Source organism: Tabrizicola fusiformis (assembly GCF_013328815.1).
Classification (GTDB): domain Bacteria; phylum Pseudomonadota; class Alphaproteobacteria; order Rhodobacterales; family Rhodobacteraceae; genus Fuscibacter.
Window position 1 is genome coordinate 258,399 of the sequence record NZ_JABUHN010000001.1, and the last position, 22,673, is coordinate 281,071.

23 protein-coding genes are annotated in these 22,673 nt (G+C 64.4%); 12 read left to right on the forward strand and 11 right to left on the reverse strand.

Annotated features, from left to right (window positions below; genetic code table 11):
- The first annotated feature begins 3 nt into the window (after nucleotides 1-3).
- Nucleotides 4-1,551, forward strand: a complete 1,548-nt coding sequence (locus HS053_RS01225) for an FAD-dependent monooxygenase (RefSeq protein ID WP_174209362.1) — start codon at nucleotides 4-6, stop codon at nucleotides 1,549-1,551.
- On the forward strand, nucleotides 1,551-1,742 hold the full coding sequence (locus HS053_RS01230; RefSeq protein WP_174209363.1) for a DUF2783 domain-containing protein: 192 nt from the start codon (nucleotides 1,551-1,553) through the stop codon (nucleotides 1,740-1,742). The genes HS053_RS01225 and HS053_RS01230 overlap by 1 nt, the downstream gene beginning before the upstream one ends.
- On the opposite strand, the gene HS053_RS01235 is transcribed toward HS053_RS01230, so the two are convergent.
- From HS053_RS01235 to HS053_RS01245, 3 genes are all read right to left on the reverse strand, one after another.
- Nucleotides 1,739-2,467, reverse strand: coding sequence for a metallophosphoesterase (locus tag HS053_RS01235; RefSeq protein ID WP_174209364.1), 729 nt, complete (start codon nucleotides 2,465-2,467; stop codon nucleotides 1,739-1,741). The genes HS053_RS01230 and HS053_RS01235 overlap by 4 nt on opposite strands.
- A 94-nt stretch (nucleotides 2,468-2,561) precedes the next feature.
- Nucleotides 2,562-4,157, reverse strand: coding sequence for a phosphoglycerate dehydrogenase (gene serA, locus HS053_RS01240; RefSeq protein WP_174209365.1), 1,596 nt, complete (start codon nucleotides 4,155-4,157; stop codon nucleotides 2,562-2,564).
- Between the two features lie 79 nt (nucleotides 4,158-4,236).
- Complete coding sequence (locus HS053_RS01245; RefSeq protein ID WP_174209366.1) at nucleotides 4,237-5,385, reverse strand: phosphoserine transaminase; 1,149 nt, start codon at nucleotides 5,383-5,385, stop codon at nucleotides 4,237-4,239.
- Between the two features lie 166 nt (nucleotides 5,386-5,551).
- On the opposite strand from HS053_RS01245, the gene serB reads away from it, so the two are divergent.
- Nucleotides 5,552-6,427, forward strand: a complete 876-nt coding sequence (serB, locus tag HS053_RS01250; protein WP_174209367.1) for a phosphoserine phosphatase SerB — start codon at nucleotides 5,552-5,554, stop codon at nucleotides 6,425-6,427.
- 227 nt (nucleotides 6,428-6,654) lie between these two features.
- Here serB and dapB read toward each other — a convergent pair whose 3' ends face one another.
- Nucleotides 6,655-7,464 carry a 4-hydroxy-tetrahydrodipicolinate reductase gene (gene dapB / locus HS053_RS01255; RefSeq protein ID WP_174209368.1) on the reverse strand — a complete coding sequence of 270 codons (810 nt, stop codon included), beginning with the start codon at nucleotides 7,462-7,464 and terminating at the stop codon, nucleotides 6,655-6,657.
- Nucleotides 7,465-7,564: 100 nt separating this feature from the next.
- On the opposite strand from dapB, the gene rbfA reads away from it, so the two are divergent.
- From rbfA to HS053_RS01275, 4 genes are all read left to right on the forward strand, one after another.
- Nucleotides 7,565-7,990: a 30S ribosome-binding factor RbfA gene (gene rbfA, locus HS053_RS01260; RefSeq protein ID WP_174209369.1), complete on the forward strand. Its 426-nt coding sequence runs from the start codon at nucleotides 7,565-7,567 to the stop codon at nucleotides 7,988-7,990.
- Nucleotides 7,968-8,723 carry a phosphodiester glycosidase family protein gene (locus HS053_RS01265; RefSeq protein ID WP_458358871.1) on the forward strand — a complete coding sequence of 252 codons (756 nt, stop codon included), beginning with the start codon at nucleotides 7,968-7,970 and terminating at the stop codon, nucleotides 8,721-8,723. The genes rbfA and HS053_RS01265 overlap by 23 nt, the downstream gene beginning before the upstream one ends.
- Nucleotides 8,724-8,726: 3 nt before the next feature.
- Entirely contained in the window at nucleotides 8,727-9,635 is a 909-nt protein-coding gene (gene truB / locus HS053_RS01270; RefSeq protein WP_174209370.1) for a tRNA pseudouridine(55) synthase TruB, read from the forward strand.
- Between the two features lie 187 nt (nucleotides 9,636-9,822).
- Nucleotides 9,823-10,326 (forward strand): DUF1643 domain-containing protein, encoded by a 504-nt coding sequence (locus tag HS053_RS01275; protein ID WP_174209371.1) that lies wholly within the window; start codon nucleotides 9,823-9,825, stop codon nucleotides 10,324-10,326.
- On the opposite strand, the gene HS053_RS01280 is transcribed toward HS053_RS01275, so the two are convergent.
- Entirely contained in the window at nucleotides 10,327-10,614 is a 288-nt protein-coding gene (locus tag HS053_RS01280) for a hypothetical protein (protein WP_174209372.1), read from the reverse strand.
- 23 nt (nucleotides 10,615-10,637) lie between these two features.
- Complete coding sequence (locus tag HS053_RS01285) at nucleotides 10,638-11,294, reverse strand: calcium-binding protein (RefSeq protein ID WP_174209373.1); 657 nt, start codon at nucleotides 11,292-11,294, stop codon at nucleotides 10,638-10,640.
- 338 nt (nucleotides 11,295-11,632) lie between these two features.
- Here HS053_RS01285 and rpsO point away from each other — a divergent pair, with 338 nt between their 5' ends.
- Nucleotides 11,633-11,902, forward strand: a complete 270-nt coding sequence (rpsO, locus tag HS053_RS01290; RefSeq protein WP_174209374.1) for a 30S ribosomal protein S15 — start codon at nucleotides 11,633-11,635, stop codon at nucleotides 11,900-11,902.
- 14 nt (nucleotides 11,903-11,916) lie between these two features.
- Here the strand turns inward: rpsO and HS053_RS01295 are convergent, their stop codons facing one another.
- On the reverse strand, nucleotides 11,917-12,288 hold the full coding sequence (locus HS053_RS01295) for a hypothetical protein (protein ID WP_174209375.1): 372 nt from the start codon (nucleotides 12,286-12,288) through the stop codon (nucleotides 11,917-11,919).
- Nucleotides 12,289-12,496: 208 nt separating this feature from the next.
- On the opposite strand from HS053_RS01295, the gene pnp reads away from it, so the two are divergent.
- The 3 genes from pnp to HS053_RS01310 all read left to right on the forward strand — a co-directional run bounded on the left by pnp (nucleotide 12,497) and on the right by HS053_RS01310 (nucleotide 16,838).
- On the forward strand, nucleotides 12,497-14,638 hold the full coding sequence (gene pnp, locus HS053_RS01300) for a polyribonucleotide nucleotidyltransferase (RefSeq protein WP_174209376.1): 2,142 nt from the start codon (nucleotides 12,497-12,499) through the stop codon (nucleotides 14,636-14,638).
- A 153-nt stretch (nucleotides 14,639-14,791) separates the two neighbouring features.
- A complete protein-coding gene (locus HS053_RS01305; RefSeq protein ID WP_241699715.1) occupies nucleotides 14,792-16,003 on the forward strand; it encodes a Fic family protein in 1,212 nt (403 codons plus the stop codon).
- A 19-nt stretch (nucleotides 16,004-16,022) separates the two neighbouring features.
- Nucleotides 16,023-16,838, forward strand: coding sequence for a glycosyltransferase family 2 protein (locus HS053_RS01310; RefSeq protein WP_174209377.1), 816 nt, complete (start codon nucleotides 16,023-16,025; stop codon nucleotides 16,836-16,838).
- A gap of 30 nt (nucleotides 16,839-16,868) precedes the next feature.
- Here the strand turns inward: HS053_RS01310 and HS053_RS01315 are convergent, their stop codons facing one another.
- The 3 genes from HS053_RS01315 to HS053_RS01325 form a co-directional block, all read right to left on the reverse strand.
- On the reverse strand, nucleotides 16,869-17,525 hold the full coding sequence (locus HS053_RS01315) for a peroxiredoxin (RefSeq protein ID WP_174209378.1): 657 nt from the start codon (nucleotides 17,523-17,525) through the stop codon (nucleotides 16,869-16,871).
- 81 nt (nucleotides 17,526-17,606) lie between these two features.
- Nucleotides 17,607-18,203, reverse strand: coding sequence for a hypothetical protein (locus HS053_RS01320; RefSeq protein ID WP_174209379.1), 597 nt, complete (start codon nucleotides 18,201-18,203; stop codon nucleotides 17,607-17,609).
- Nucleotides 18,204-19,031 carry a glycosyltransferase gene (locus HS053_RS01325; RefSeq protein ID WP_174209380.1) on the reverse strand — a complete coding sequence of 276 codons (828 nt, stop codon included), beginning with the start codon at nucleotides 19,029-19,031 and terminating at the stop codon, nucleotides 18,204-18,206.
- A 150-nt stretch (nucleotides 19,032-19,181) separates the two neighbouring features.
- On the opposite strand from HS053_RS01325, the gene HS053_RS01330 reads away from it, so the two are divergent.
- A complete protein-coding gene (locus HS053_RS01330; protein ID WP_174209381.1) occupies nucleotides 19,182-20,627 on the forward strand; it encodes an aldehyde dehydrogenase family protein in 1,446 nt (481 codons plus the stop codon).
- A 78-nt stretch (nucleotides 20,628-20,705) separates the two neighbouring features.
- Here the strand turns inward: HS053_RS01330 and HS053_RS01335 are convergent, their stop codons facing one another.
- Nucleotides 20,706-22,673: a 3-hydroxyacyl-CoA dehydrogenase NAD-binding domain-containing protein gene (locus tag HS053_RS01335; protein ID WP_174209382.1), complete on the reverse strand. Its 1,968-nt coding sequence runs from the start codon at nucleotides 22,671-22,673 to the stop codon at nucleotides 20,706-20,708.

The window sequence follows — 22,673 nt, forward strand, 5'->3', positions numbered from 1 at the left end:
GTCATGCCTTACGATTACAAGCCGTTCGCCTATACGCCGCCGCCCGGGCTGACCGGGGCCGAGCCGCGCCATAAGGTAGCGATTGTCGGTGCCGGGCCGATCGGCCTGGCTATGGCGATCGAACTTGCCAACCATGGCGTTTCCGCGGTCGTTCTGGACGACAATAATGTGGTCTCTGTGGGCAGCCGGGCAATTTGCTGGTCCAAGCGCAGCCTTGAAATTCTGGATCGGCTGGGTGTTGGTGAACGATCGGTCACAAAAGGCGTGACGTGGAAGGTCGGCCGGACCTTTCACCGCGAGGCGGAGGTGTTCAACTTTGATCTGCTGCCGGAGGACGGGCACAAGATGCCGGCCTTTGTGAACCTCCAGCAATATTATGTCGAAGAATATCTGGTCGAGCGGGCGCAGGAAGTCGGCACTGATTTACGCTGGAAAAACAAGGTTGTGGCGGTTGATCGCCATGCCCGGCACGCGGTTTTGACGGTGCAGACGCCGGATGGTGACTATCAGCTTGAAGCGGATTGGGTGATCGCCTGCGATGGCGCGCGCAGCCCGATCCGCGCCATGCTGGGACTGGAATTCGAGGGGGAATTGTTCGAGGAACGCTTCCTGATCGCGGATATCAGGATGCAGGCCGATTTTCCAAGTGAACGATTGTTCTGGTTTGAGCCGAGCTTTCATGCCGGCCAGTCGGCCCTGCTGCACAAGCAGCCCGATGCCATCTATCGCATTGATCTGCAACTGGGCTGGGACAGCGACCCCGAGCAGGAGCGGTTGCCCGAACGGATCATTCCCCGCATTCAGAAGGTGGTGGGACACGGCGATTTCACGCTGGACTGGACTTCAATCTACACCTTCCAATGCCGGCGGCTGCGCAGTTTTGTGCATGGGCCGGTGCTGTTTGCGGGGGATTCTGCCCATGTCGTCAGCCCTTTCGGTGCCCGCGGTGGCAATGGCGGGCTGGGCGATGTCGATGCATTGGGCTGGCGTCTTGCCGCGGTGGTAAAGGGAGAGAGGCCGGCATCGGTACTTGCCGGTTATGATCGTGAACGGGTGTTCGGAACGGATGAGAACCTGCTGAACTCGTCACGCTCGACCCGGTTCATGTCGCCGGGGGATGGGGTGGAGCGATTGTTCCGCGATGCCGTTCTGCATCTGGCAAGCCGAGCCGACTTTGCACGACCGATGGTAAATTCCGGGCGGTTGTCAAAGCCTTGCGTCTATCCGCTGTCGGCGCCGGATGATGTCGCCTTGCCGGAGGGCAGCCGCCCCGGCGCTGTGGCTCCCGACGCGCCTCTGGGTCAGGGCTGGCTGACAGAGGCGCTGGGACGGGATTTTTGTCTGCTGGTTTTGGGTCAGGAAGCACCCGCAGGCACCGGCCTGCGCGTTCTGTCGCCCGATGTCACCGATCCGTTGCGTCAGCGCTATCTGGGGCAGGCGGCAGCGGCGACCTATTTGATCCGGCCCGATCAGGTGGTCGCGGCGCGGTGGGTGAATCCCGATGCAGCGGGGATCAGGGCCGCGGTCGAAGCGGCGTGGGAGGGCCTGTGATGGCATTGATGACCACCCCGAACATTTCGGACGCGGATGGGTTTTATGCGGCACTTCTGGCCGCGCACAAGGGCTTGAGCGAGGCCGAAAGCCATGCAATGAACGCCCGTTTGGTTTTGGTTCTGGCCAATCACATCGGCGATGCCACCGTGCTGCAACAGGCGCTGGCACTGGCGCGTGAAGGCGCTTAGGGGCGCAGCGGCAAGCGGCCCTCAGCCGTGATCTGGAACACCTCGCGCCCTTCCAGAACGATGGCCGAAAGGGGGCCGCCATAGGCGACCGAGCTGTCGATATTCACCCGGTTGCCATAATGCGTGGGCCGGTCGATGGCAGTATGACCATGCACCACCAACACGCCATGATCGCGGGTATCCTCAAGAAAATCCTTGCGAATCCAGACCAGATCCGTCTCAGTTTGCGCGCTCAGTGCAACACCGGGGCGGATGCCGGCATGAACGAACACGACCTCGCCGCGCTGATACAGGCCGGGCCGCTGTTCAAGAAAGCGGCGGTGTTCGGCGGGCACCTCGGCCACGGCATCCAGATGAACCGGCGCAATGGGGCGGTCTGCCGGATGGGCGACGCCATAAGAGGCCAGCGTTTCTGCCCCGCCGATGCGCGGATGCAGCCATGACAGATCGGAGCGCAGGCCGGGGTCGGGCCGGGCCGGATCGTCGAGGAAATATGTGAACAGGCGGTCATGATTGCCCTTCAGCACGATCCAGTCGCGCCCTTCGGCAATGCCGTTCCGCAGGTATTCCACCACGCCGCGGCTGTCGGGACCGCGGTCCACCAGATCGCCGACATGCACAATGGGGGCCGCGCCATGCTGCGCCATATCCGCCGCAATGAGCGTGTGCAGCGCCAGAAGCTTGTCGAGATGGCCGTGGATGTCGCCGATGGCATAGGTCCGCATGGGTGCCCCCCTTTTGCTGCCACCATATCGCCGCAGCGCGGCAAGGGCCATGGCCGAAAACAGAAAGGGCGCCGGTTTCCCGGCGCCCCCGAACTCAGGCCACTTCGAATTGCAGCGGCTTGACCTGTTGGAACATGCCGGTCGACTCCAGCGTCTCGACCACCTTCGGATCAATCGCCTGATCCAGATAGAGCAGCGCAATTGCATCTTGTCCCACACCGGAACGGCCAAGGGTGAAGTTGGCGATGTTCACGCCATTCTTGCCCATGGTCATCCCCAGAAGGCCGATGATGCCCGGCACGTCTTCGTTGGTGGTGTAAAGCATATGGGCGCCGACCTCGGCGTCGATGTTGATGCCCTTGATCTGGATGAAACGCGGCTTGCCATCGGCAAAGCAGGTGCCCGCCACCGAACGCTCGCGCTTTTCGGTGACCATGGTGACCTTGATATAAGCATCAAAGGCGCCCGATTTGTCCTGCCGCGTGGTCGAAACCTGAATGCCGCGCTCTTTGGCCACGATCGGGGCGGATACCAGGTTCACATCCGGGTTCGACGCCTTCATCACCCCGGCAATCACCGCCTGATTCAGCGCGGCAAGGTTCATCGTGGTCACGCTGCCATCGTAAAGGATGTTGATGGCCTTGATCGGCTCATCCGTCATCTGGCCGATGAAGGCGCCCAGATGGCTGGCCAGCTTGATCCAGGGGCCCATCACGGCGGCCTCTTCGGCGGTGACATTGGGCATGTTCAGCGCGTTCTGCACGGCGCCTGACAACAGATAATCCGACATCTGCTCGGCCACCTGCAGCGCCACGTTTTCCTGCGCTTCGGTGGTGGCTGCGCCCAGATGCGGGGTGCTGACGACATTGGGCAGGTTGAACAGCGGGTTTTCGGTAGCCGGCTCCACCTCGAACACATCCAGCGCCGCCCCGGCGACATGGCCCGATTCCAGCGCCTCTTTCAGCGCGACCTCGTCGATCAGACCACCGCGGGCGCAGTTGATGATGCGCACGCCCTTCTTGGTCTTGGCCAGATTCTCACGGCTCAGGATGTTGCGGGTCTTGTCGGTCAGCGGCACATGCAGGGTGATGAAATCGGCACGCGCCAGCAGCTCTTCCAGCTCGACCTTATGCACGCCCAGCGCCTTGGCCCGTTCGTCCGACAGGAAGGGGTCATAGGCGATGACCTTCATCTTCAGCCCGACGGCGCGGTCACAGACGATGCCGCCAATATTGCCGGCACCGATCACGCCAAGGGTCTTGTTGAACAACTCCACCCCCATGAAGCGCGACTTTTCCCATTTGCCCGCATGGGTGGAGGCATTGGCCTCGGGGATTTGCCGGGCAACGGCGAACATCATGGCGATGGCATGTTCGGCAGTGGTGATCGAATTGCCGAAGGGCGTGTTCATCACGATCACGCCGTTTTTCGAGGCGGCGGGAATATCGACATTGTCCACACCGATCCCGGCCCGGCCCACCACCTTGAGGCTGGTGGCCTTCTCCAGCAGGTTCGCGGTGACCTTGGTCGCCGAGCGGATGGCAAGGCCGTCATACTGACCGATGATTTCGGCCAGCTTTTCCTTGTCCTTGCCAAGCTTCGGCATGTAATCGACCTCAATCCCGCGGTCGCGGAAGATCTGGACGGCGGTTTCGGAGAGTTCGTCGGAAACGAGAACGCGGGGGGCCATGAGGGACTCCATATGTTTGGGGGGTGAGTCGGGGTGAACCCCGACCTACGTAGGCCGGGGCTTGGCCCGACCCTGCATCTCAGACCTGAGCGGCGAGCTCCGCTTCGAAGGCATGGGCGATCCACGGCATCAGCGCCGCGACATCGGCGGTTTCCACCGTCGAGCCGCACCAGATCCGCAAGCCCGCCGGGGCATCGCGGTAGGCGCCGATATCATAGGCGACCCCGGCCTTTTCCAGCCGCTTGGCCACAGCCTTGGCGAAAGCCTCGCCATCCTTGATCCGGTCATCGGCGAATTTCAGGCAGACCGAGGTTGTCGAGGCAATCGCGGGCGTCTCGGCCAGGTTCTGCAGCCAGGGATTGGCGGCGCAGAAATCCCAGACCACCTGGGCATTGGCCTTGGCCCGGGCGACGAGGCCGGGCAGACCGCCCACCGATTTCGCCCATTTCAGCGAGACGAGATAATCCTCCACCGCCAGCATAGAGGGGGTGTTGATCGTCTCGCCGACGAAAATACCTTCGGAAACCTTGCCCTTGGCGGTCAGCCGGAAAATCTTCGGCAGCGGCCATGCGGGCGTATAGCTTTCCAGCCGTTCCACCGCGCGGGGGCTGAGGATCAGCATGCCATGCGCGCCCTCGCCGCCCAGCACCTTTTGCCAGGAGAAGGTCACGACATCCAGCTTGGCCCAGTCCATTTCCATGGCAAAGGCCGAAGAGGTGGCGTCGCAGATGGTCAGACCCTTGCGGTCGGCCGGAATGGCATCGGCATTCGGCACCCGGCAGCCCGAGGTGGTGCCGTTCCAGGTGAAGACCACATCCTTGTCGAAATCGACCGTCGCCAGATCGACGATCTGCCCATAGGGCGCCTTCCTGACGGTGGCATCCAGCTTGAGCTGCTTGACCACATCGGTCACCCAGCCTTCGCCAAAGCTTTCCCAAGCCAGCATCTCAACCGGCCGGGCGCCCAAAAGCGACCACATCGCCATTTCGACGGCGCCGGTATCAGAGCCGGGGACGATGCCGATGCGGTAATCGGCGGGCACGCCCAGAATCTCGCGGGTGAGGTCAATCGCCTCTTTCAGCTTGGCCTTGCCGACAGCGGCACGGTGCGAGCGACCAAGCGGCGCATCGACAAGCATATCAAGGGAATAACCGGGAATCTTGGCGCAGGGGCCAGAGGAGAAACGCGGATTGGCCGGGCGCGTTGCCGGGGCGATCAGATCAGCCATGGTATCCTTCCAGATAAATGCCCCCCGTTGGGGAGGGGTGTCCCGCCGCCGTGGATATGGGCCTTGCCGCACTGGCACAAGAGCCAAAATCACGCTAAAGCGCCGCATCACGCGCGATTTGCGACGCGCCGCTCCACTATCGGAAACTTGCCCGGGAAACCCGCTCATGTTCATCGCCACCCTGCTGACCAATCCCGACCGCCCGATCCTGGAACGGGTCACAGTGGAATCCTTGCGCAATGCCTGGGGGGGCGGCGATGCGCTCTGGCTCGATCCGGGGGTCGCTGCGGAGTTTCCGCTGGCCGCGATTCCCGCCAACCGCTGGGAAGTCTGGGAAGCGCTACAGAGCCTTGGCGTCGATCTTGTGGTGCAGAAAGCCGAGGGGCGGCGGAAGAAATTGCTGCTGGCGGATATGGATTCCACGATGATCCGGCAGGAATGCATCGACGAACTGGCGGATGAGGCCGGGGTCGGCGCCCGCGTCGCCGCGATTACGGCCCGGGCGATGAATGGCGAGCTGGATTTCGAGGCGGCGCTGCGAGAGCGGGTCGGGCTGCTGAAGGGCCTGCCGGTCTCGGTGATCGACCGGGTGATCCGCGACCGCATCACGCTGATGCCCGGGGGGCCGGTGCTGCTGGCGACGATGAAGGCCCATGGTGCCCATGCGGCGCTGGTCTCGGGCGGGTTCACCGCCTTCACCGGCGCCATCGCGGCGCGGCTGGGATTTGACGAAAACCGGGCCAATACGCTGTTGCAGGCGGGCGGGGCGCTGACCGGCGAAGTGGCCGATCCGATCTTGGGCAAGCAGGCCAAGGTCGATGCGCTGGAAGAGATCACCGCCCGGCTGGGCATCACAGAAGATGAGGTGCTGGCGGTGGGGGATGGCGCCAATGATCTGGGAATGCTGACCCGCGCCGGCGCCGGCGCGGCCCTGCATGCCAAGCCGGTGGTCGCCGCCCAATGCGATATCCGCATCAACCACGGCGACCTGACGGCGCTGTTGTTCCTGCAGGGCTATGCGCGCGAAGAGTTCGTGATCTGACGGACGGGGCCGCCTCGGGAGGCATCGAGCCCCCCGAGGCAGCGTTGCCACGGAAGACCGCCCTCTGGCTGCGCTTTGGCGGCGTCGGAAAAGGGCCTCCGGCGGGAGTATTTCAAAAAGGTGCAAACCAAAGTTCGCGGGCGGCGGCCGAACCCGCGCGCCCCTGCAACTGCACCTTTTGAAATACTCCCGCCGGAGGCATCGCGGTTAATGCCGGGCGTGCCGGGTCAGAGGCCGAGGACATCCGCCATGTCATAGCGCCCCGGCTTCTGGGTTTGGCCCCAGAGCGCGGCCCGCAGCGCGCCGCGGGCAAAGATCGCGCGGTCGGTGGCGAGGTGGCGCAGCACGATCCGCTCACCCTCGGTGGCGAAGATCAGGTCATGTTCGCCGACGATATCGCCGCCCCGGATCGCGGAAAAGCCGATGCTGCCGCGGGTGCGGGCGCCGGTGATGCCGTCGCGGCCTGAGACCATCGCCGCATCGAGGCTGATACCGCGGCCTTCGGCGGCGGCCTGACCCAGCATCAGCGCGGTGCCCGAGGGGGTATCGACCTTCATCCGGTGATGGGCTTCGACCACTTCGATATCCCAGTCGGCATCCAGCGCCGCGGCGACTTTGCGGGCCAGCCCCAGCATCAGGTTAACGCCCAGGCTCATGTTGCCGGCCTGCACGATCACGGCGTGATGGGCGGCAAGGTCGATTTTCGCGTGATGCTCGGCTTCCAGCCCGGTGGTGCCGATCACATGCACCGCGCGGGCCTGCGCGGCGAGGGCGGCAAATTCCACCGTGGCCGAAGGGGCGGTAAAGTCGATCACCGCTTGCGCCCGGGCAAAGGCGGCAAGCGGGTCGTCGGTGACGGTCACGCCGATTGCGGCGCCGCCCATCGCCACCCCCGCATCGCGGCCGATCCAGGGGTGGCCGCTGCGCTCGACACAGGCGACCAGCCGCGCCTTGTCAGACCCCGCCAGCATCTTGACCAGCATCTGCCCCATCCGGCCCGAAGCGCCCGTGACCACGATTCCCGGCAGATCCGTCATGATACTTCCCCTTTGCATCCCGACACGGGTGTAACCCGTCGCGCCCCGGCCTGAAAGCCCGCCGTTGCGGGGGGGCGCAAAAGGGCGTATCTGGCCCGTTATGGCACCAAAACATTCTCATGCCGGCGACGGCCCCTCCCAGCGGCAACTGCGCGTCGGCGAACTTATCCGCCGCACGTTGTCGGATGTGCTGAATCGCGGCGACATTCATGACCCCGAGTTGAACCGGATGTCGATCACGGTCGGCGAGGTGCGGCTTTCGACCGATCTCAAGGTGGCGACGGCCTATGTCATGCCGTTGATGGGGTCGGTTCCGGTGGCCGATGCCATTGCGGCACTGGCCCGCAACAAGGCCGAGCTGCGCCACCGGATCGGGGGCGAGCTGACGCTGAAATACACGCCCGACCTGCGCTTTCGCCCGGATGAAACCTATGACCGGCTGGACGAGACGCGACGCATGTTCGCCGATCCTGCCGTGCAGCGCGATCTTGCCGCGGGCGAGGATGACGAAGACGGCGACGCCTAGGATGCGGGCGCTGGCGCTGTTGGTCGGCCTGCTTTTGCCGCAGGCTGTGTCTGCCGTGACCTGCCGCGATCTGAGTTTCGAGGGCGCGGGTTATGCCGCCTGCGAGGTGACCGCTGCCGATGATCTGCGGCTGTTCCTGAACGGCGCCACCGGCCCCTATGGCACGTTCGCAGCGCTGGAGACTGCGTTGCAGGCGCAGGGTCTGACCCTTGAATTTGCGATGAATGCCGGGATGTTCCATGAGGATTTCGCGCCGGTGGGCCTTTATGTCGAGGGTGGGCGCGAAGGCCACCCGCTGGTGACGGCTGCCGGGCCGGGCAATTTCGGGATGCTTCCGAACGGCGTTTTCTGCATCGGCGGCACGCGGCCCTTTGCGGTGATCGAAAGCCGCGCCTTTGCGAAGACGCGCCCCGCCTGCCGCCATGCCACGCAATCGGGGCCGATGCTGGTGATCGGTGGCGCGCTGCATCCGCGCTTCATTCCCGGCTCCGATTCGGTGAAATACCGCAATGGCGTCGGGGTCAGCAGCGACGGTCAGCGCGCGGTTTTCGTGATTTCGGACGGGCGGGTGAATTTCGACACGTTCGGGCGGCTCTTCCGTGATGTGCTGGACCTGCCCGAGGCGCTGTATCTGGACGGTTCGATCTCGCGGCTTTATGCGCCGCAGATCGGGCGCGACGATGGCGGCTGGCCGATGGGGCCGATGGTTGCCGTGGTTCGGGCAAAGGAGTAGGCGATGGCACGCGGCAAGAAGGGCCGCCCGGTTTCGGGCTGGCTGGTGGTGGACAAGCCTGCGGGCATCGGCTCGACCACGGTGGTCAACAAGGTGAAATGGGCCTTCGGGGCGCAGAAGGCCGGGCACGCGGGCACGCTTGACCCGGCGGCGACAGGTGTTCTGGCGGTGGCGCTGGGCGAGGCGACCAAGACCGTGCCCTATGTCACCGATGCGCTGAAGTGCTATCGCTTCCGTGTGACGTTGGGAGCGGCGACCACCACCGACGATGCCGAGGGCGAGGTGACGGAAACCTGCGCGCAGCGCCCATCGGATGCGGCGATTGTGGCGGCGCTGGCCGGGTTCCGCGGCGATATCCTGCAGGTGCCGCCGCAGTTTTCCGCCGTGAAGGTCGAGGGGGAACGCGCCTATGACCTGGCCCGCGAGGGCGAGGTGATGGACCTTGCCGCCCGCCCCCTTTGGGTGGAGCGGCTGGAGGTTCTGGGCCGACCGGACGCCGATCATGTCGATCTGGAGATGGTCTGCGGCAAGGGCGGCTATGTCCGCTCAATCGCGCGCGACCTGGGGCAGGTTCTGGGCTGCCTTGGCCATGTGCAATGGTTGCGGCGGGAATGGTCGGGGCCATTCCATGCCAGCGAGGGGCTTACGCTGGACGAGATCGACCGGATTGCCAAGACCGAGGAACTGGACCAGCATCTGAAGCCGCTGGAACTGGGGCTGGCCGATCTGCCGGAGCTGCCTGCCACGCCGGAAGGTGCGGCGCGGCTGCGCAACGGCAATCCGGGGATGGTGCTGGCCTCGGGTGTCGAATGGGGGGATACGGCCTGGGCCAGCGATCAGGGCCGTGCCGTTGCGGTTGGGGTTTATCGTTCGGGAGAGTTGCACCCATCGCGGGTGTTCAACCTGCCCTGAGCCGGGGGCCGTCCGCGCGGGCATCGGGCCCGCTTGGCCGGGCTGCCGCGGAAGGGTGCCGTGCTGTGGCGAGTGCCGAAAGGGCGGAACGCTCCGCGGGGGATATTTGGGCCAAGATGAAATCGCGCTATTCATCTTGGCGCAAATATCCCCGCCGGAGGCTGCAACGTCGGGGCAGGGAGGGGCGATGATCATTCGGGGTTTCCAGAAGGGCGATGCGGCGAGCCGGGCCTGGTATTCGCCCTGCGGCGTCTATCGCTATCGGCTGGAGCGGGTCTGGGCGCCGGGGGCACTGTTGGCTTGCGTCATGCTCAACCCCTCGACCGCGACCGAAGAACGCAATGACCCGACCATCGAACGCTGTGAGCGACGGGCGCGGGCCTTGGGGTTTGGCGGGTTGTCGGTGGTCAATCTTTTCGCCTTCCGCGCCACCTATCCCGCCGATCTGCGTCGCGCCGCCGATCCGGTCGGCCCGGGAAATGCGGCGGTGCTGCAAGAAGTGGCGCTGGCCGCCGGGCTGGTTCTGTGCGGCTGGGGCGCGCATGGCGATCTGTTGGGGCAGGGTCGGCTGGTTGCGGAAAATCTGCGCGGTCAGGGGGTTGCGTTGCATCATCTGGGCCTGACCAAGGGCGGTCAGCCGCGCCATCCGCTCTATGTCGGTTATGGCGTGGCGCCGCAGCTTTGGCTGTGATCAGGCGGCGCGCAACTGCACCTGGCTTAGGTCCGGCAGTGCGCCATTGGTCAGCGCAGCCAGCGGCACCCCGTCAAGCAGCAGCGTTACTGTTCCGCTGCCCTCGTCCACCGTCAGCGACAGCATCGGGTCGGGATGCAGGGTGGCGTCATAAAGCACCAGAAGCGCATCCTCTTGCGGGTTGAAATCCGCGATCTGCGGCGGTGCATCCCCGGTGCCAATGTCGCGCAGCGCGAAGCTGTCGGCCCCCTCGCCGCCACTGCCAAGGTCACCGGCGCCGAGAGACAAGAGGTCGTCGCCCAGACCGCCGTTCAGGAAATCGGTTTCGGCGTCGGGCCCGCCGTCGAGGCTGTCATTGCCTGCCCCCCCTCAAGCACATCGCGGCCGGCGCCGCCTGTCAGCAGATCGTCGCCAAGGCCACCGGCAACCTCATCGTCGCCGGTATCGCCGTTCACCGTATCGGCGCCTTCGCCGCCGGTCAGGCTGTCGTTGCCGCTGCCGCCGTTCAGGGAATCGTCGCCCTCACACCCAGCCAGCCGGTCATTGCCGGTGCCGCCCAGCAGCAGATCATCGCCGGCGCCCGCGACCAACTGGTCGTCTCCGGCATCGCCGATCAGCCAGTCGTCGCCCGCGCCGCCATCCAGCGCGTCGCGTCCGTCGCCGCCCGACAGCGTGTCGTCGCCATCCCGGCCGCCAAGGAGATCGTCTCCCTCCCGGCCTGTGACCGAATCATCACCGCCGTGGCTGTCGATCACATCGGCGTCGCTGCTGCCGGACAGAACCTCATCCGGCTCGGCAGGGTCGGGCGTGTCGTCAGAGGTAGGCATCCCGGCATCGTCGCCCTCCAGCAGGCTGAGGTCGCGGGGCGGCTCCTGCACCTCGGGGTGGTCGGTGTCGGATGCCCCGTCTTCGCTGTCGCCATGGCCCTTTTCGGCGAACATGAATGCGTCGGCAGCGAGGCCCGCCATCAGTGCCCCCAGAAGACCCAATAAACCCAGCACCGCACACCCCTGCGCCCCGAACCGCTGGGGCCGTTAAGAAAAGTTAACGAAACTTCCAATGAAAACAGGATGTTCCAAGCGATACTCTATCACAGGGGACGGCTTGCTTCCAGCGGGCCGGGAGGCGATCTTGGGAATTGGTAAACGATTGCCGGGGGCGTGCCGCGCGACGGGCCGGGTGCAGAAACCGCTTCCCTTTCGCGCGGCTTTCCCCTATACGCCCGCATCCCCTTGTGAGAGGGGGCAAGGGCCCTGCTGGACGACATCCCGGCTTGTGCCGTCACACCAACCGCAAGGAGATCCCGATGTCGATCACCGTTGAAGAAAAAGCCCGCCTGATCAAGGAATACGCGACCAAGGAAGGCGACACCGGCTCGCCCGAAGTGCAGGTTGCGATCCTGTCCTCGCGCATTGCGACCCTGACCGAACACTTCAAGTCGCACAAGAAAGACAACCACTCCCGCCGCGGCCTGCTGATGCAGGTGGCCCAGCGCCGCAAGCTCTTGGACTACCTCAAGGCCAAGGACGAGGCCCGCTACAACACGCTGATCCAGCGTCTGGGCCTGCGCCGCTGAGCGGAACCACGGTTTCACGGAACGCCCGCGGGGAAACCTGCGGGCGTTTTCATTTGATGCCAAGACATGATTATGGCTTGTTGTGGCGTGTCGTCGGCCTTTGAAAACATGCGAACTTTGACGGCAGGTTCGACGGGAAAGGTCGGGGTAAAATGGTCGGTTGGCCCGCCGTAAGTGCCTTTGCTGCCATCGTCTTCGCTGTGTTGTCGGTGGTCGGTCAACCGCAGCGCAAGGCTGTCATGCGCGCAGGGGCTGTCGCAAGCGCCTTGATCTGCGTTGGATTTCTTGCTGGGCCGCCGTTTGACCTGATTGCCGGAGGGTTCGTGCTGGCTCTTCTGGCTTGGCTCGTATTCTCGGTCATCAGAAGCGGGCTCTGAGCGCATCAACAGCCCAAGGCCGAGCGCCTTTTGGTATTTCCAAAGCTTGCGGTTGAGCCTCCCCTTCCCAAACCCCCCGTTTTCCTGTATGCGCCCGCAATCTGCGACGTGAGGCCATGCCCCCGGCCACATGCAAAGGATAGGGGGCGGCGGCAATGGGGCCGCCATGCAAACGGAGGACCGGCAGGGGCCGGGATGCCTCCTTGAGGAACGATATATGTTCAATGTGACGACGAAATCCATCCAGTGGGGCAACGAAACGCTCACGCTGGAAACGGGCAAGGTTGCCCGTCAGGCCGATGGTTCGGTCATTGCCACGCTGGGGGAAACCTCGGTCATGGCCAATGTGACCTTCGCCAAAGCGCCCAAGCCGGGGCAGGACTTCTTCCCGCTGACCGTGCATTACCAGGAAAAATACTATGCTGCCGGCAAGATCCCCGGCGGCTTCTTCAAGCGTGAAGCCCGTCCGTCCGAGAAAGAGACGCTGACCTCGCGCCTGATCGACCGTCCCTGCCGTCCGCTGTTCGTCGAAGGCTTCAAGCATGAAGTCCTCGTCATGGCGACCGTGCTGTCGCACGATCTGGTCAACGATCCCGATATCGTCGCCATGATCGCCGCTTCGGCAGCGCTGACCATTTCGGGCGTGCCCTTCATGGGCCCGATCGGCGCTGCGCGCGTCGGCTTCTCGAACGGCAATTATGTGCTGAACCCCTCGGTCGATGACATGCATAACCTGCGTGCCAACCCCGAGCAGCGCCTTGATCTGGTCATCGCCGGCACCAAGGACGCCGTGATGATGGTGGAATCCGAAGCCTATGAGCTGACCGAAGAGGAAATGCTGGGCGCGGTGAAGTTCGGCCATGCCGCGATGCAGCCGGTGATCGACCTGATCATCGACTTCGCCGAAGACAGCGCCAAGGAACCCTTCGATTTCCACGCGCCCGACTACTCCGACCTTTACGCCCGCGTGAAAGCCGCCGGTGAGGCGCAGATGCGCGCCGCCTTCGCCATCCGCGACAAGCAGGACCGCACCAACGCCATCTCGGCTGCCGTTTCGGCGATCAAGGGCGCGCTGTCGGCGGAAGATCAGGCCGACGCCAACCTTGGCTCGGCGATCAAGAAGCTGGAAAGCTCGATCCTGCGCGGCGACGTGGTGTCGAACGGCACCCGCATCGACGGTCGTGACACCAAGACCGTCCGCGCCATCACCTGCGAAACCGGCATCCTGCCGCGGACCCATGGCTCGGCGCTGTTCACCCGTGGCGAAACCCAGGGCCTGGTCGTGACCACCCTCGGCACCGGCGAGGATGAGCAGATCATCGACGCCCTGCATGGCAACTCGCGCTCGAACTTCCTGCTGCACTACAACTTCCCGCCCTATTCGGTTGGTGAAGTCGGTCGCGTCGGCTCGCCCGGCCGCCGCGAAATCGGCCATGGCAAGCTGGCATGGCGTGCGCTGCAGGCGGTTCTGCCCGCGCCGACCGACTTCCCCTATACCATCCGTGTTGTCTCCGAGATCACCGAGTCGAACGGCTCGTCCTCGATGGCTTCGGTCTGCGGCGGTTCGCTGTCGATGATGGATGCGGGTGTGCCGCTGAAGGCGCCGGTCGCCGGTGTGGCCATGGGCCTGATCCTTGAAGACGATGGCCGCTGGGCCGTGCTGACCGACATCCTCGGCGACGAGGATCACCTCGGCGACATGGACTTCAAGGTTGCCGGGACCGCAGCCGGCATCACCTCGCTGCAGATGGATATCAAGGTTGCGGGCATCACGCCCGAGATCATGGAGCAGGCGCTGGCGCAGGCCAAGGACGGCCGTCTGCATATCCTGGGCGAAATGGCCAAGTCGCTGACCTCGGCGCAGGCGTTCAGCCAATACGCGCCGAAGATCGAGACCCTCTCGATCCCGACCGACAAGATCCGTGAAGTGATCGGCTCGGGCGGCAAGGTCATCCGCGAAATCGTCGAAGTGTCGGGCGCCAAGGTCGATATCAACGACGATGGCGTGATCAAGATCGCCTCGAACGACCAGAAGGCCATCAAGAAGGCCTATGACATGATCTGGTCGATCGTGGCCGAACCGGAAGAAGGTCAGATCTACACCGGCAAGGTGGTGAAGCTGGTCGATTTCGGCGCCTTCGTGAACTTCTTCGGCAAGCGCGACGGTCTGGTCCACGTCTCCCAGATCGCCAACAAGCGCCTGACCCACCCGAACGAGGTGCTGAAGGAAGGCCAGGAAGTGAAGGTCAAGCTGCTCGGCTTCGACGAGCGCGGCAAGGTCCGCCTCGGCATGAAGATGGTCGATCAGGAAACCGGCCTCGAAATCACCGAGAAAAAGGAAGAATCGGCCGAAGGCTGATCCTTTCCACATTAAGCAAAGGCCCCGGGGGAAACCTCGGGGCCTTTGTCGTGTCCAACTTGCCGCTTTGTCTGTGACGAGCAGGATTGTGCGATTTAAGCATGGGACAAACGTGGTTGTCGTAGCCAGTTTGGGCAATGAAGAACGACAACCTTGCTTGTCGTCGGCAGCGCTGCTACTACGGATGTTATCGTAGTTCTTGGGGCTATCGGAGTACGACAAGCTATGCCGGATCGTCTTCTCGGCGCTGTTTCCTATCACTATGGCGTCTTTCCACCGCAAAATCTGCGTTATGAAACCCTGCTTGACCCGGCGACGGAAACCGCCGCCGCCATTTCGCGCTATGACCAGATGCTTGCGGCCATGCACAACAGCGAAATTCTGCTGGCGCCGCTTCGCAATCAGGAGGCCGTTGTTTCTTCGCGCATGGAGGGCACGATCTCGACCTTGGACGAGGTTTTGCGGATCGAGGCCGAAGGCGACGCCGGTCAGGACGAAGCATTCCGTCTGGCCCGCAGTGAAGCCGTCGAGACCTTCCTCTATGCGCGTGCGATGCAACGCATCCAGCGCGAGATTGAGGCCGGAGTTCCTCTGTCCGAGCATCTGATCCGAACCGCACATCAGATTCTGCTGTCATGGGGGCGCGGTGCCACCAAATCCCCGGGCGCCTACAAGACCGAGCAAAATTATATCGGAGAGCGCCGCCGCCAGGCGGTCTCCTTCGTGCCGATCAGCCCCGAGGCTCTGCCTCTGGGAATGCAATCGCTTGTCGGCTTTATTCGGGAGGCTCCGCTCAACCGGCTGCTCAAGACCGCCATCGCCCATGTCGAGTTCGAGGCGCTTCATCCGTTCAAGGATGGCAATGGCCGGATCGGGCGGATGCTCATCACCCTGATGTTGTGGACCTCGGGGCTGATCCGGCAGCCGCATTTCTACGTCAGTTCCTACTTCGAGCGGCACCGCGATGACTATATCGACATGATGCGGCGTGTCTCGTCACATGGGGAATGGACAGAATGGTGCGTGTTCTTCCTCGACGGGCTGCGCGATCAAGCGGAGCGCAATATTACCGTCGCGGAACGAATCTTCCGGCTGTATGACGAAATGAAGCTGCGCTTCCGCGATGAGTTGAAAAGCGAGTGGGCAATCGAGGCGCTGGATTTCATGTTTGCCAATCCGAGCTTCAAGAACAGCAGGTTCACGGGCCATGACCGGATTCCAGCCCATGTTGCGGCAAGCATGACCCGCAAACTGCGCGAGGTCGGTATCTTGTCACAGATTGAGGCGGGGGCCGGACGGAGGCCCGCGATCTATGGTTTCAAACCCCTGATCGACATCATCCGGCATGAAGCCGAGGAGGGCTGAAGCCCACAGTTCTCCCCGCATGGACGTCACCGTTATCACCGTTGCCTATCACAGCCTTGCCGTGCTGCCGGCGATGGCGGGCAGTCTGCCGCCCGGGGTGCCGCTGGTGGTGGTGGACAATGCAGGCGAAGCGGGGTTGGCCGATTGGGCGGTGGGGCAGGGCGTGCGGCTGATCCCGGCGCCGGGCAACATCGGCTTTGGCCGGGGCTGCAATCTGGGGGCCGCGGAGGTGACGACGGGGTTTCTTCTGTTTCTCAATCCCGATGCCCGGCTGCACCCCGGTTGCCTTGCGACACTGCTGGACGCGGCCCGCCGCCATCCTGCGGCGGTGGCCTTTGGCCCCACGCTGACCGATGCCGCCGGGCGGATCAGCTACAAGCGGCTGACCGAGCTTTCCCCGACCGACCGTTTCGCCCCTGCGCAACCGCCGCAGAGGGAAACCGAAATGCCGGTTCTCAGCGGGGCGGCGCTTCTGGTGCGGCGGTCGGCATTTCAGGCGATTGGCGGCTTTGATCCGGCGATCTTCCTTTATTATGAGGATGATGACCTGTCGTTGCGGCTGCGCGCCGCCTTCGGCCCGCTGGTTCTGGTGCCAGCCGCCAGGGTTACCCACCAGCCCGGCAGCAGCACCCCGCGCTCGCCCACGCTTTCATGGCAGCGGGGCTATCACCTCAGCCGGTCTTATATCCATGCCGCGCGCAAGCATGGCCTGCCGCTGCCGCGTGTTCTGGGGTGGATCAAGGCGCTGGGATTTTGTCTTGAGCGGCAGGCGTGGCGCAACGCAAGTGGCCGCGCCCATGCCCGCGGCCGCCTTGCCGGAGCGTGGCACGGCTAGCAAATGGGGGGCCGCAGCCCCCCAATCGCCTTACACCGGGCGCTTGGCGAAGCGCAGATAGGGCAGCTTGATGTCCAGATCGCCGAATTTCGCCTTGGCATCGTCGGTCGAAACCGACAGCGCCACGATCACATCCTGACCGGGCACCCAGTTGGCCGGGGTGGCGAAGGGCACGCCGTCGGTGGCCTGCACCGCATCGAGCGCCCGCAGGATCTCGGCAAAGTTGCGGCCCACCGACATCGGATAGGTCATGGTCAGCCGCACCTTCTTGTCTGGCCCGATGATGTAGACCGTCCGCACCGTGGCCGAGTTGGCCGGGGTGCGGCCTTCGGTCGGCAGATAGAAATCAGCCGGCAGCATGTCATAGGCTTTCGACACCGTCAGCGAGGTGTCGTCGATGATCGGGAAATCGGCCGGGCTGCCCGAAAACGCCTCGATGTCGCGCTTCCATTTCTCGTGATCCGCGACCGAATCAACCGACACGCCGATGACCTTGGTCTTGCGCTTGGCCCATTCGGCGGCCAGTTGCGCCACGGCGCCGAACTCGGTCGTGCAGACCGGGGTAAAGTCGCGCGGGTGGCTGAAGATGATCGCATAACTGTCGGCCAGCCACTCATGGAAATGAATGGTCCCGGCAGTGGATTCGGCAGTGAAATCGGGGGCGATATCGTTGATGCGGATGCCCATGGTGCAACTCCTGTATGAGCCGAGGGTGGTAGCAACAGGTGTAACCCCGTTGCGAAGAAAAGGCGACCAGTTTTCTCGTTATTAGCGGGTTCGCGCAAAAGCCCCGATGAACCAGGTCCACTGATCCTGCGGAACCTGCATCGGCTCCAGCCGGAATTCGGCCATCCGCCCGGTGATCCGGTGGGGTTTCACCAGTTGCTCGACCACGGCATATTCGGGCCGGCTGACGTAATCGTCAAACAGCAGGGTTACCGGCGCCGTCATCCGCAGCACGGTCGCGCAAAAGCAGGCGATGCGGAACCGCCCGTCAACCAGCACCACATCGGGCACCCCCACATCGGGCCGGTCCCAGACCGCCAGCGGATAGAGATGGAACTGGCGGTGGGCCGCCGTGCCGCGCGGGGTGCCCCATTTCTTGGTCGGGCCGACATCGCACCAGATCACCTCGGCCCGGGCGCCCGAAAAGTCGCGCGCCAGCACGGCGTTCATGTTCGCGGCCCATTTCCGATCGCTTTCCACCGACAGAATCGGCTTGCCCGCCGCCGCCGCAACCAGCGTTGACCCGCCCGAGCCATATTCGACGATCCGGCTTGCCGCCTCATAGGTGGCGCAGAGCAGATCGCGTTCAGCATCGGGGAAGGTCAGCGGCGGCAGGTAAATCTTGGGGCGGAAGAACATTCAGTCACCTTTCCGGGTAAGACCATTCTCGGTCCAGAATTGGCCCGAACGCCGCGTCGCGTGCAATGCGGCCTTCTGGCGGCGCACCCGATCCGGGTCTCGATAGCCGCGCGGGTGGTCCAGATGCAAGAGGGGTGCCGTATAGCGCATGTGCTGCCCCGCAATCCCCGCATTCATCAGCCGGAACCCCATTTCCTTGTCCAGCCCGCCATACTTGATCGTCTCGTCAAAGCCGTTGACCTTCAGGATATCGGCGCGGAACGCCGACCAGTTCGCGCCCAGCAGCGATTTCGGCACCGGGGTCAGGCGGTCGAACCAGCCCATCACGCGCGGCCCGAACGGCATGGTCTTCAGCCAGGTGCCCAGCCGGTCAATCGCCCGGTTCGCACGCAGCCAGCCCCGGTCGAACAGCCGCCCGCTGGCAATGTCCTGTGCCGTCACCGCCGCCGAGGCTTTGGCGTCCAGCCGGATGATCCCGCCGCTGCTAAACCGCCCCGGCCGCGCCAGTTCAAAATGCCGGGCGATGAACCGGGGGTGCAGGATCACATCGCCGTCCAGAAACACCAGAAACTCGGCCCCGCTTGATGCGATGGCCTTGTTCAGAATCGCGCATTTCTCAAACCCGCGGTCTTCGTGCCAGACATGGCGCAGCGGCACCGCCGGGTTTTCGGCCACATAGCGGGCGATCACCGCCGCCGTTTCCGCCCCCGACCCGTCATCGGCAATGCAGATGCCGTCACACATCCGCGTCTGATATCGCAGCGATTCAAGACACAGCGCCAGCGCGCGCGGGTTCTCGTATGTCGTGATGATCAGTTCGGAAAACATCGCCCACCTCGCCGCCTGCGCGCCGTTCTATACCCAAGCCCATGCTGCCACAATGCAGCCAGGGCGTCGCGGTTTGATCAAACGTGGCGCGCATCGGCTTGCGCCCCGCGCGGCACAATGCCACCCTCTGCCCGCAACAGGAGGTCTGCCATGATCATTCGCCGCGAATTCTACATCAACGGGGCTTGGGTTGCCCCCGCCACCCCGCGCGACTGTGCCGTCATCAACCCCTCGAACGAGGACGAGGTTGCCATCATCTCGCTGGGTGACCGTGCCGATACCGATGCCGCCGTTGCCGCCGCCAAGGCCGCTTTCCCCGGCTGGGCCGCCACGCCGCCGGCTGAACGCCGCGCTGCCGTTGTCCGCATTCTGGAACAGTATGAGGCGCGCAAGGAAGAGTTGGCGCAGGCGATCAGCCTTGAAATGGGCTCGCCGCTGAAACATGCGCGCGAACAGCAGGCGCCTTGCCTGCCGTGGCACACCAAGAATTTCCTGACCGCCTTCGACCATATCGAATGGGTGCGCCCGCTTGGCCCACATGCCCCGAACGACCGCATCTCGATGGAGCCGATCGGCGTGGTCGGCCTGATCACCCCTTGGAACTGGCCGATGAACCAGATCGCGCTGAAGGCCATTCCGGCGATTCTGGCGGGCTGCACCTGCGTTCTGAAGCCGTCCGAGGAATCGCCGCTGAACGCGATGATCTTTGCCGAATTCTGCCATGACGCGGGCCTGCCGCCGGGTGTCTTCAACCTTGTCAACGGCGATGGGGCGGGTGTCGGCAGCCAGTTGTCTACCCATCCCGATGTGGAAATGATCTCGTTCACCGGCTCGACCCGCGCCGGGCGGGCGATTTCCAAGGCCGCTGCCGACACGCTGAAGCGGGTGACGCTGGAACTGGGCGGCAAGGGCGCCAACGTGATCTTTGCCGATGCCGATGACCGCGCGGTGGAACGCGGCGTGCGCCACATGATGGACAACACCGGCCAGTCCTGCAACGCACCCAGCCGGATGCTGGTGGAGCGTCCGATCTATGACCGTGCCGTGCAGATCGCCGCGCAGGTGGCCGACAGCATCGCCGTTGGCCCCGCCAGCGCCGAGGGCGACCATATCGGCCCGGTGGTGAACAAGCGGCAATGGGACCAGATTCAGGGCTATATCCAGAAGGGTATTGACGAGGGCGCACGCCTGATCGCCGGTGGCCCCGGCCTACCCGAAGGTTTCAACCGCGGCTTCTATGTCAAACCCACCGTCTTTGCCGATGTTACCCCCGGCATGACCATTGAGCGCGAGGAAATCTTCGGCCCGGTCCTTGCCATGATCCCCTTTGAGGGTGAGGAAGAGGCGATCCGCATCGCCAATGACACGCCCTATGGCCTGACCAACTATGTCCAGTCGCAGGACGGGGCCAAGCGTAACCGCATGGCGCTGCGCCTGAAATCCGGCATGGTGCAGATGAACGGCAAGAGCCGCGCTGGTGGTTCGCCATTTGGCGGGGTCAAGGCTTCGGGCCGCGCGCGTGAGGGGGGCATCTGGGGGCTGGAAGAGTTCCTTGAGGCCAAGGCGATTTCCGGCTGGGATTCTGCCGCCGAATAGACCGCCGATCTCAGGACAAGGCCCCGGAGCGTGACCTTCGGGGCCTTTCTTGCGCCCTAGGGGGCGAACCGCGTTGGCTCAAGGCTTGGCCGCACCCTTCCTGCGTGTCGCAAACATCGGGCCGCCCCGCCAGCGCGGGAAGCCGTAACCGTGGATTTCCACCAGGTCGATGTCCGCCGCGTTGCGGGCGATACCCTCGGCCAGAAGTGCTGCACCCTCAGCCGCCATTTCATCCACCAGCCGCTTGGCAATGGCCTCAGGCGTCAGGGCCGCACCCGCTCTGATCGCGCCGGACAGCAGCGTGCCGGTGGTGGCCGATGGCTGCGGGCGCCGCTCGCCCGGGGGATAGTCATACCAGCCGCCGCCGGTCTTTTGCCCCTTGCGGCCCGCACGAACGAGGATGTCGCCCAGGGTTTCAGGCACCGCTTGCCCTGCCGCCCGCGCCGCTTCGCGTTGCAGATGGGCAATGTCGAGGCCGCCCAGATCCTGCGCCTCGAACGGCCCCATGGCAAAACCATAGCCGCGCATTGCCGCATCGACCGCTTCGATGGCAATGCCCTGCCGGACCAGAGATTCTGCGGCGGCGCGATAGCGTTTCAGGATACGGTTGCCGATGAAGCCCTCGCATATGCCGGCCTGAACCGGGATTTTGCCCAAGGCGCGACCAAGGGCAAAACCCGTGGCAAGCGTTTCGGGGGCGGTCTCGGGGATCGGCACGATTTCAAGCAACTTCATCACATGGGCCGGGCTGAAGAAATGCAGACCGATGAAGCGGCCGGGCATGGCGACACCCTCGGCAATGCACCGGGGATCAAGGTATGAGGTGTTCGTTGCCAGCACAGTATCCGGGCGGCAGACCCGCCCAAGTTCGGCAAAGACGGCGCGTTTTACGCCTATCTCCTCGAACACCGCTTCGATCACCAGATCGACATCGGCCAATGCCGCATAGTCGCAGGTTGTGGTGACACCGGCCATCCGGTCGGCGGCCTGCGCCTCGGTCAGCTTGCCGCGTTTCACCCCACCGTCGAAGATGGCCCGGACGTTGGTGAGACCGCGGTCAAGCGCCGCGTCATCGCGTTCGATCAGGGTGACGGGAAGTCCGGCGTCACGGAGGGCAGCGACGATCCCGGCGCCCATGGTGCCACCGCCGATGACCGCGGCATTGCGCAGCGGCAGGGGGGCTGCGCTTTTCAGGTGTGCGGGCCGTGGCGCCGCGCGTTCGGCAAAGAACACATGCCGCAGCGCCGCCGCCTGATCCGAAGCGCGCAGTTCAAGGAAGGTCTCTCGCTCATGCGCCATCGCCTCGGCAAACGGCGCCTCGGTGGCCTTGCGAATTGCGGCCAGCGCGCGCAGCGGCGCGGTCTCGCCCTTGACCCGTCTGGCAATCGCGGCTTCCTGTTCGGCCCAGAAGGTCGTGGTCTGCGCCGCGACGGGGCGGGCCGAGATTGCAGGGGGCAAAGGTTTTGTCAGCGCCGCACGGACGAAGGCGATGGCACCTTCGCGCAGCTCGCCTTGGATAATCGCATCGATCAGACCCAGGGAAAGCGCCTCTGCCGCCTTTACAGGCCGGCCCGTCGTCACCAGCTGCACCGCAGCCGGAACGCCTGCAAGCCGCGGAGTGCGCACGGTGCCCGAGGCGCCGGGCACGATGCCGAGCGTCACTTCCGGCAGGCCGACCGAGGCGCTGGCCACCGCCACGCGAAAACGGCAGCCCATGGCAACCTCGAACCCGCCGCCAAGCGCCGAACCGTGGATCGCGGCAAACCATGGAGCGCGGGCGGCCTCGATCCGGGCGACCACATCGGGCAGATGCGGCGGCACCGGGGGGGCGCCGAATTCGCCCACATCCGCACCGGCGATGAAGGTGCGACCGGCGCAGACAAGCACCACAGCCGCCACGCCGGGATCGGCGTCGAGTGTTTCGGCCGTTTGCCACAACGCCTGCCGCAAGCTGAGGCCAAGGGCATTTACCGGCGGGTTGTCGATGGTGACGATGGCGATGCTGCCGTCACGGGTGATCGAGATGACGGGTGTTTCGGCTGGCAT